Source organism: Meiothermus hypogaeus (assembly GCF_003574035.1).
Taxonomy (GTDB): Bacteria; Deinococcota; Deinococci; order Deinococcales; family Thermaceae; genus Meiothermus; species Meiothermus hypogaeus.
Map to the genome: position 1 here is coordinate 1 of NZ_QWKY01000103.1, position 8,890 is coordinate 8,890.

At 60.9% G+C, this 8,890-nt stretch carries 8 protein-coding genes and 1 rRNA gene; 4 read left to right on the forward strand and 5 right to left on the reverse strand.

From position 1 onward, the window contains the following. Both pheT and Mhypo_RS16090 read left to right on the forward strand, forming a co-directional pair. Positions 1-1,888, forward strand: a 1,888-nt coding sequence (gene pheT / locus Mhypo_RS16085; RefSeq protein WP_119342273.1) for a phenylalanine--tRNA ligase subunit beta, incomplete at its 5' end; no start/stop codon positions are given. Positions 1,889-2,267: 379 nt separating this feature from the next. Further along, positions 2,268-2,753: a hypothetical protein gene (locus Mhypo_RS16090; protein ID WP_119342274.1), complete on the forward strand. Its 486-nt coding sequence runs from the start codon at positions 2,268-2,270 to the stop codon at positions 2,751-2,753. A 6-nt stretch (positions 2,754-2,759) separates the two neighbouring features. On the opposite strand, the gene Mhypo_RS16095 is transcribed toward Mhypo_RS16090, so the two are convergent. The 5 genes from Mhypo_RS16095 to Mhypo_RS16115 all read right to left on the reverse strand — a co-directional run bounded on the left by Mhypo_RS16095 (position 2,760) and on the right by Mhypo_RS16115 (position 7,442). Then, on the reverse strand, positions 2,760-3,389 hold the full coding sequence (locus Mhypo_RS16095) for a ribonuclease H1 domain-containing protein (protein WP_119342275.1): 630 nt from the start codon (positions 3,387-3,389) through the stop codon (positions 2,760-2,762). A gap of 50 nt (positions 3,390-3,439) precedes the next feature. Next, positions 3,440-3,997, reverse strand: a complete 558-nt coding sequence (msrA, locus tag Mhypo_RS16100; protein ID WP_119342276.1) for a peptide-methionine (S)-S-oxide reductase MsrA — start codon at positions 3,995-3,997, stop codon at positions 3,440-3,442. A gap of 52 nt (positions 3,998-4,049) precedes the next feature. Next, the gene (gene pfkA, locus Mhypo_RS16105; protein WP_119342277.1) at positions 4,050-5,018 is read right to left on the reverse strand and encodes a 6-phosphofructokinase; all 969 of its coding nucleotides are present in this window, start codon (positions 5,016-5,018) and stop codon (positions 4,050-4,052) included. A 181-nt stretch (positions 5,019-5,199) separates the two neighbouring features. Beyond that, positions 5,200-6,021, reverse strand: a complete 822-nt coding sequence (rsmI, locus tag Mhypo_RS16110; protein ID WP_119342278.1) for a 16S rRNA (cytidine(1402)-2'-O)-methyltransferase — start codon at positions 6,019-6,021, stop codon at positions 5,200-5,202. Then, positions 6,021-7,442: a flavin monoamine oxidase family protein gene (locus Mhypo_RS16115; RefSeq protein ID WP_170148333.1), complete on the reverse strand. Its 1,422-nt coding sequence runs from the start codon at positions 7,440-7,442 to the stop codon at positions 6,021-6,023. Before Mhypo_RS16115 ends, rsmI begins: the two co-directional genes overlap by 1 nt. A gap of 34 nt (positions 7,443-7,476) precedes the next feature. Here Mhypo_RS16115 and Mhypo_RS16120 point away from each other — a divergent pair, with 34 nt between their 5' ends. Together Mhypo_RS16120 and Mhypo_RS16125 are read left to right on the forward strand one after the other, a co-directional pair. Next, positions 7,477-8,616 (forward strand): site-2 protease family protein, encoded by a 1,140-nt coding sequence (locus tag Mhypo_RS16120; protein ID WP_119342280.1) that lies wholly within the window; start codon positions 7,477-7,479, stop codon positions 8,614-8,616. Between the two features lie 152 nt (positions 8,617-8,768). Beyond that, positions 8,769-8,890 (forward strand): 16S ribosomal RNA (locus Mhypo_RS16125); the annotation flags it as partial.

Genomic DNA, 8,890 nt, shown 5'->3' on the forward strand with positions numbered 1-8,890 from the left:
CGAGCAGCCCGAAGAAAAAAAACAGCCAGAGCCACAGCCAACCACAGAAAAATCTTTTGCACAAGAACCACAAATCGCGAAAGAGGAAAAAGCCAAAAAACACTCTGGCAAAGGTAAATCCCTGCCCTTTGGGGTCTGGATTGAAGACACCGAGGGCTGCGACCGCTTCACCCTGTCCTACGCGCGGGGGGTGAAGGTGGCTCCCAGCCCGCTCCTGGTGCAGCGCCGCCTCTATGCCGCCGGGATGCGCCCCATCTCCAACGTGGTGGACGCCACCAACTACGCCATGCTCGAGCTGGGCAACCCCATGCACGCCTACGACGCCGCTTTCATCCGCGAAGGGCTGGTGGTGCGCCGGGCGCGCCCCGGCGAAAAGCTGGTCACGCTGGACGGGGTGGAGCGCATCCTGGACGAGCGCGACCTGCTCATTACCGTCAAGGAGGGCCAGGAGACCCGCCCCGCCGGGCTGGCCGGGGTAATGGGAGGCCTCGAGGACGAAATTCGCGATACCACCACTGCGGTGGCCCTCGAGGTGGCCCACTTCCACCCCGTGCGGGTGCGCCGCACCGCCAGGCGCCAGGGCCTCAAGACCGAGGCCTCCTACCGCTTCGAGCGCGGGGTAGATCCCGACGGGCCGCCTCTGGCCGCCGAGCGCTTCATGGAGCTTCTGCAAGCCTGGGGGGGCGAGGGGGTCGAGGTCGCCCATGAACGCCTGGACCTCAACCACACCCGGCCCCCAAAGCCCATCACTTTTCGCCCCAGCTATGCCTGCAAGCTCGTAGGGATGGACTACCCCCAGGCCACCCAGCGCCAGGTGCTCCAGCGCCTGGGCTGCACGGTGCAGACCACCGCCCAGGAGGAGGTCTGGGAGGTCATACCGCCCAGCCACCGGGTAGACCTCGCCATCGAGGAAGACCTGGTGGAAGAGGTGGCCCGCATCGTGGGCTACGACCAGATTCCCGTCACTCTGCCCAGTTTCTTCCCCCATCCCGACAACCTGGGCGTAGACGCCCCCTACGAGGCCACCCTTCGGCTCAAGCAGGTGATGGCCGGGCTGGGTTTCCAGGAAGTGTTGAACTACGCCTGGTCGTCGCCGCAGGAGTGCGAGCTAATGCGGGCGCCAGCCCCCACGGTCTTCATGCAAAACCCCCAGACCCCCGACCGCACCGCCCTGCGCACGGCCCTTTACCCCGGCCTGCTCAAAAACCTGCAAACCGCCCTGGCCCAGGCCGAAGAGGGCCCCTTCCTGCTCTTCGAGGTGGGCAACGTTTTCAACCAGACCGAAACCCCCCACCTCGCAGCTCTGCTGTGCGGCGATCCGGTGCCGGGGCTTTGGCAGAAGGGCCTGCAAAGCAGTTTCTTTGCTCTCAAGGGGCTCCTCGAGACCGCCGCGCGCAACCTGGGCAGTCTGGTGCGGGTCGAGCAGGAGACTGTGCCCCACCTGCACCCAGGCATCAGCGGGGCGGTCTACTGGAACGAGCAGAAGGTGGGGCATATCGGCGCCCTGCACCCGGCCATTGCTGCTGCCCTGGAACTACCCGAATTGTTCCTATTCGAGCTCACCCTTCCGTTGAGCAAAGGCTCGAGCACCTTTACAGACCTTGCCAAGTACCCCGCTTCCATGCGCGATCTGGCGGTGGTGGTGCCGGAATCTACCCCCTTTGCCGAGGTTCAGGGTCTGATTCGCGCAAGCGCGGGCGCGCACCTAGAAAAGCTCGAGATTTTCGATGTTTACAAAGGCAAACCGCTCGAGGAGGGCCAGAAGAGCCTGGCTTTCCACCTGACCTTCCGCCACGAGGGGCGCACCCTGACCGACCTCGAGACCGATGGCTTTATGCAAGCCATTATTGCTGCTCTGGAGCAACATGGTTTTTCCATCCGCCGTTAGTCGCTGTTGCTGCTGCTATTTACAGTTTTCCGTTATACCGGATTCAAAAAGACAGTTTACAAAACCAAAAAACCCACAGGTTGTCTTTTTGAATCCTAGAGCACACCCCTCCCTTGAGTACCGGCGCTAGCCGGGGGCCGATGGCCCTTCACTGTCGGTCGGCGAAGAAAGCGTCTCCCTTCCAAGGGGCGGTATCGCCCTCCGCTACGCGGATAACTTCGGCCCTGTTGATTCGTTACCGTTCGGTAACGAATCAACCGAGTCTGGTACTACAGCCCTCTAGTTGCTCACAGCAGGCTTTGGATATAAGCCAGGCTGAGGTCAGCGCTGGGTCAAAACTGCACTTGAAAATGCAGCGGCATGGGTATACTTCAGTTTGATGCTAAGCTGGCTCGATCTAATGGCTCTTCTTGTGCTGGCGGCAGCCGTGGCCATGGGCATTCGTCAGGGTGCCCACTTTGCCCTGGCCGCCATATCGGCGCTGGTGCTGTATGTATTGCTGGCCCCACTGGTAACGCCTTTGGTTCCCAGCTTTGTTCTGCCCTTGCTGGCCCTGGTGCTGGGTCTGGGGATGGCCTACGTAGCCCAGCTCATTCCCCTAACCTTCCTGACCCCTACCCTCGAGGGCATCATCGGCGGTGCAGGGGGTCTATTGTGGGGCCTGTTCCTGGCTATTACCATCTGGGTGAGCTTCCCCAGCGAGTTTGTGGCCTCTACCGGCGCTTTGCGCTACCCCTCCGAGCAGATTCCCAGCGGGGTCAAGGATGGCATCGTGAGTAGCCCGTTTGCCCGCCCCATGTTTGACTGGGCGGCCGGAAACCCGATTCTCAGAGCGGCCCTGCTCCCCTACATCAATCATCCCTGAACGCGGCTATTTACGCCCAAAATCGGCGGGGTTTTCGCCCCAGCTCTCGGTCTGCCATTTGAGAATCGGGTTGCAGTAGGTATTGGAGCGCAACCAGTCCTCGGCCCAGGCGATGCGCTCGAACAAGACCGCATTTTGCGGGGTGCGTTTTAGATGGGTACGGGCTTTTTTAGCCTTTACCCAGGCGATGGCATTCACCGAGTCCGAGTAAATAGGCCAGGGGTGACCCTTTTCCTTACATAGCATCAGGGCCTCCACAATGGCCAAAAACTCCCCCACATTGTTGGTACCCTGGGCGAAAGGCCCCCGGTGAAAAATTTCCTTCCCCGTAGCAGTATCCACACAGCGGTACTCGAGCAACCCCGGATTACCGCTGCAAGCCGCATCCACACAGTAGCTGGGGGTGATCGGTGGAGGTAGCTCCAATAGCCTGCCCTGATTGGCTTTCTGACCTTTGTAGTGGTCGTATTCTCCAGCAAAAGCCCTCCGAGCCTCGTCCAGACTGTCAAAAGCCTTGAACTGAGCCCCTGCAAAACCCCTGACCTGCGCCTCGGCTTCGGGCCAAGAAGAGAAAATTCCGGTTTTGCGGCCTTTCCAGACCACGTAATACTTGCTTTTGCTCTTCCCTTGGGCCATGCCTCAGGGAGTGTACCGCAAAAGACCCCCCCAGGGGGCCTTACCAGGGCCTAACCAATCGCAGCGTTTTTCTTGAGCCGGTCAAAGTACTGCTTGCGAAACTTGGCCACCTTGGGGCCAACCACAAACGCGCAGTAGGGCTGGTAGGGGTTACGCTTGAAGTATTCCTGGTGGTAGTCCTCGGCAGGATAGAACTTCTCGAAGTGAACCACCTCGGTGACGATTGGGTTTTGCCAGACCCCTGCCAGGGTGAGGGTTTGAATTACCTCTTCGGCTACTGCCTTTTGTTCAGGCGAGTGATAGAAAATGACCGAACGGTACTGAGGTCCCACATCGTTGCCCTGGCGGTTTGGGGTGGTAGGGTCGTGAATGGTGAAGAAGATTTCCAGGATTTCCCGGTACGAAATCTGGCTGGGGTCAAAGGTCACCTGCACTACCTCGGCGTGGCCGGTCTGCTTGCTGCACACCTGTTCGTAGGTGGGGTTGGGCACGTGCCCCCCGGAATAGCCCGAGACCACATCCACTACGCCCTTTAGTTCGTCGTAGACTGCTTCCAAACACCAAAAACATCCGCCTCCCAGGGTAGCGACTTCCAGGTTTTGACCCATATTCCACTAATTTTGACGGAACTTTAGAAGTGTGATGTAGTACGGCTAACTGTCACAAGGCTAGTACCCTAGCAAGTTCATATTTCTTGTGGTTGATATCCTTGCGCTTCTCGATGGCTTCCTTGAAGGGGGTGAGGCGAATTTCGTCGTTCACCTCGCCAATGGCCACCCCACTGGCCCCACTCAGGAGGGCCTCCACGCAGGCGGCACCTAAACGACTGGCCAGCACCCGGTCTTTGGCCGTGGGGCTGCCCCCGCGCTGGATGTGGCCCAGAACCGTAACCCGGCCCTCGAAGCCCGAGTACTGGCGCACATCCCGGGCGAGTTGCTCGGCCCCGCCCTCGTAGCCCCCTTCAGCCACCACCACAATGGAGGAGCGCTTGCCCTTTTCCGCCGACTTGTTAATTACCTCGGCGCAGGCCTGGGCGTCGGTGGGAATCTCCGGAATCACAACAACCTCCGCCCCCCCGGCAATCCCCACCTCGAGCGCAATAAAGCCCGCATGGCGGCCCATGACCTCGATGAAAAAGACCCTCGAGTGACTGGCAGCAGTATCGCGGATGCGGTCGATGGCATCCAGGGCAGTGTTCACCGCCGTATCGAAACCGATGGTGTAGTCGGTGCCGTAGAGGTCGTTGTCTATGGTCCCCGGTGCGCCTACCACCGGAATGTGATGTTCCGCCTGGAGCTTGGCCGCCCCGGCGTAGGTTCCGTTGCCGCCAATGGCAATCACCCCATCGATTCCGGCTTCTTTCAGATTTTCCGCAGCCTTGGCCCGACCTTCGGGGGTCATAAATTCCTTGCTGCGGGCCGTGAGCAAAATAGTACCCCCCCGTTGCAGGGTATTGGCCACATCCCGCGGCCCCATCGGTACAAAATCGCCCTCGATCATGCCCTGGTAGCCACTGCGGATACCGATCACTTCCAGGCCGTGGGCCACACCAGAGCGCACCACCGCGCGAATAGCCGCATTCATGCCGGGTGCATCGCCTCCACTGGTAAAAACCGCAATCCGTTTCATCAAAGCAAACTCCACAAGCAGAACTTGTTCTACTCGAGCCCAAGGGCCGCCAACCAAAAACTGCCTGTTAGTTTACTCAGAAAGGTCTGGTTTGTGTCATCAAGGGACCCAAAGCCCAGGGCTCAGGGCCGAATGCACGCCGGCTTCAGACATTTCGCACATGGAGCATCAAGGCCTTTGACTAGCTATTCAATGGCTTTTTCGTGGCCTCTTGCTTGTGGGCCAGTTCATAGGCCTGGTTGCGGGGAACCCCCGCCTCAACCAGGGCTTTGACCAGTTCCTTGCCTTTGAGTCCCTGCCCCTTGAGCTGTATCAGCAAATCTTCGGCTTTGGGATTTGGGCCCTCGGCCTTTGGCGCCTTTGGCCCCAACACCAGCACAAACTCGCCCCGTGGCTCTTTGAAATGCTCGAGCGCATCGCCCAGGCGGCCTCGCCAAATTTCCTCGTGCAGCTTGGAAATTTCGCGGACAACGGCCACTGGGTGCTCGGGGCCGTATGTCTGGAGCAGGTCTTGCAGGGTTTCCCGCAAGCGATGGGGGGCCTCGTAGAGTATCACTGTACGGCCCGCCGCGACCTGTTCCAGCCGCGCCTTACGCTCCGAACGCTTTTGGGGCAGGAACCCCTCGAAAGCAAAGCGGGCGGCTGGCAGGCCCGAGGCCACCAGGGCCGGAATCAGGGCTGTGGGGCCGGGCAATACCTCCACCTGCCAGCCTTCCTTCAGCGCCAGGGCCACCAGCTCGGCGCCAGGGTCGGAGATACCTGGTGTGCCAGCATCGGTCACGTAGGCGACCCGCTCGTAGCCTTCTAGCAGCCGTTTGGCGTTGCCCACGGTGTGCTGGTCGAGCCGCACCATCGGTTTGGAGATACCCAGGTGCTTGAGCAAAATGCCGGTGCGCCTGGTGTCCTCGCAGGCTACTACCTCGGCTTCCTTGAGAACCCGAATGGCCCGCAAGGTAATGTCCTCGAGGTTGCCAATGGGCGTGGGAACCAAAATCAGGCGCATCAACCCAGTGTAACCGCTACTTCCTGTGCCGCCCGCTGCCCCGAGCGAATGGCCCCCTCCACATACCCCGTCCAGACGGTTGCGGTCTCGGTTCCGGCCCAGTGAATAAGACCCACCGGCTCGCGCAGGGCCGCGCCGTAGCGGGTCATCACCTGGGGTGGCATGTAGCCCTCGTAGCAGCCCCGGCTCCAGGGCTCTTTTGTCCAGTCGTGGTCGGCATAATCCAGGGGGTGCGCGGCTTCGGGCCCAAAGAAGCGAACCATGCACCGCACGAACTCGGCCCGGCGCTCCTCGAGCGTTTTTGCACTCCACATCCTGGCCATAGCCCCATCTATAAAACCCACCAAAATACCCAAACTGCCGTCCGGCGGGCTCAGATCGAACACCGGACTCACCACCGCGCTATCGCTGATGGCTTCGCCGGAAAGCCCCTGCGCTCGCCAGAACGGCTTGGCATAGGCGGCAAAGCACTTGATGACCGAACCCATCGGCATCGAAACCTGCAGTTGCCGGCGTCGGTCTGGTAGGGGTGGACTGAAGGCAATTTCGGCGGCCAGCAGGGGGGGCACCGCCACAATCACCCGCCGGGCTTGCCAGCGCCCGCTCTCGGCATGGACCGTGACCGAATCAGTTTCCTGCACGATGGATTGAACCGGGCTAGAAAGCACCAGGCTTTCCCCCAGGCTCTCTCCCAGTTTTTGCGCCAGCCCGTGCATGCCGCCCTCGAGGCGGTCTTGCTGGGCTCCATTCTTAACCTCGGCCAGGCTCTCCAGCGAGCCTGCGGCCCGTATGTAGGCCAGAAAATATAAAAGCGAGACCTCCTGGGGTTCGGCGCACAAAATAGCCCGGGTAGCCACATCAAACAACCGCCGGGCCGCCTCCGACGAGACCCCAGCCTGCCAGTCCGCCACGGTCTGGGCATCCCAGGTAGCAGCCACCGGGGCTTGCCAGGGGGCCTCCTGCGGTAGTTTCCGGGCCATTTGATTGAGCTGGGCAATGGCTTTTCCCGTCTGCCAGGCCGCCCGCAGGCCAACAGGCGGTACCAGACCCCGGTAGGTTTTACGTTGCCCTCCTATTTCCAGCACCCGCCGCCCAGTCGCATACTGGGGAATCCGGCCCACCCCGAACTCGGCGGCCAGTGCGTCCAGGGCAGTTTGGTGGGGGCCCCGCCAGGTGCCGCCGAAGTCCACGCGCAGCCCGCCCACCTGTCCACCCAAGACCCGGCCCCCCACCCGGTCACGGGCCTCGAGCACCACCACCCTGTAGCCCCGGCGCAGCAGTTCCCGGGCCGCCACCATCCCGGCAAACCCGGCCCCGACCACCAGCACATCGGTCATGGTCTCAGGGTAGAAGATCGGGCCATTCCACACGTGAGAAGGCGACAACTCAAAGGCCAGATACCGATGCAAAAACCATCTCACGCAGACCTTCTGGCGCAGGTGTAGCATGGGCGAAATGTTTTCTCGACCCATCCGGCTTCCTTTCCGGCTTTTGGGCATCCCGGTCTCGCTCGACCTGAGTTTTCTGATCGTGCTGCCTTTGTTTGCCTTTCTGATCGGCAGCCAGCTTCCGGTCTATTTGCAACTTTTGCAAATCAGTGCTCCTCCGGAACTGTTGCAAGGCCCCACCCCCTACCTGCTGGGCCTGCTGGCCGCTTTGGGGCTTTTCCTCAGTGTGCTCATCCACGAACTCGGCCATGCCCTCACTGCCCGGGCCTACGGGGTACAGACCCGCGAGATTACCCTGTGGCTTCTGGGCGGGGTAGCCCAGCTCGAGCAAATCCCCCGCGCCCGTGGTGCCGAGGCCGTTATTGCCATCGCCGGCCCCATTGTGAGCGTGTTGCTCTCGGGGTTCTTTACGGTACTGCGCGGTCTGTTGCCCTCGAGCGCCGCCGAGGGGCAGTTTCTGCTGGGGTACCTGGGCATCATCAACCTGAGTCTAGCCCTGTTCAACCTGGTTCCAGCCCTACCGCTCGACGGCGGGCGCATCCTGCGCAGCCTGCTAGCGCTATACCAACCCTATCTCGTAGCCACCCGCACCGCCGTGGCTACCAGCAAAGTCCTGGCCTTTGGACTGGGCCTGCTGGGCTTGCTGGTGGGCAACCTCTTCATGCTCCTGATTGCCTTTTTTGTCTTTATGGCGGCCAGCGCCGAGGCCGAACAAGCCGTGCTGAACCGGACCCTCGAGGGTCTGCGGGTGCGCGACCTGATGACCCGGGAAGTCAGCGTTGTATCGCCCAGCCTGAGCGTGGCCGAACTTCTGGAAAAGATGATGCTGGAGCGGCATGTGGGCTATCCGGTGGTGGAAGAAGGGCGACTTTTGGGCCTCATAAGTCTAGAAGACCTGCAAGGGGCCTCCCCGCAAACGCGGGTACAGGAGCGCATGCGCCCCCCTTTACAGCTAGACGAATACACCGAGGCCCTCACGGCCCTGCAGCGCATGGCCGAACAGGGGTTCTCGAGGCTCCTCATCACCGACGCCGAAGGCAACCTGGTTGGTATCCTCAGCAAAACCGACTTGCTGCGGGCCTTGCAACTTCGGGCTGCCCAGATGAGCTTGAGCAATCAATCCAGTCCCCCTTTGGGGAGGGCTTGACAGGTTTGAGGGTAGTCGGTACACTTCTCGTTGCGCTGCCGCGAGGTGGCCAAGCTCCTTGACAAAGAAAGATCAGCAGAAACACGTACTAAACGTCGTTTTCTCGGACGTTCTAAACGAGAAAAACCCTGGTTCGCCTTTTTGGGCGAGCATTTTTGGAGAGTTTGATCCTGGCTCAGGGTGAACGCTGGCGGTATGCCTAAGACATGCAAGTCGCACGGACTGTTTCGGCAGTTAGTGGCGGACGGGTGAGTAACACGTAGGTGACCTGCCC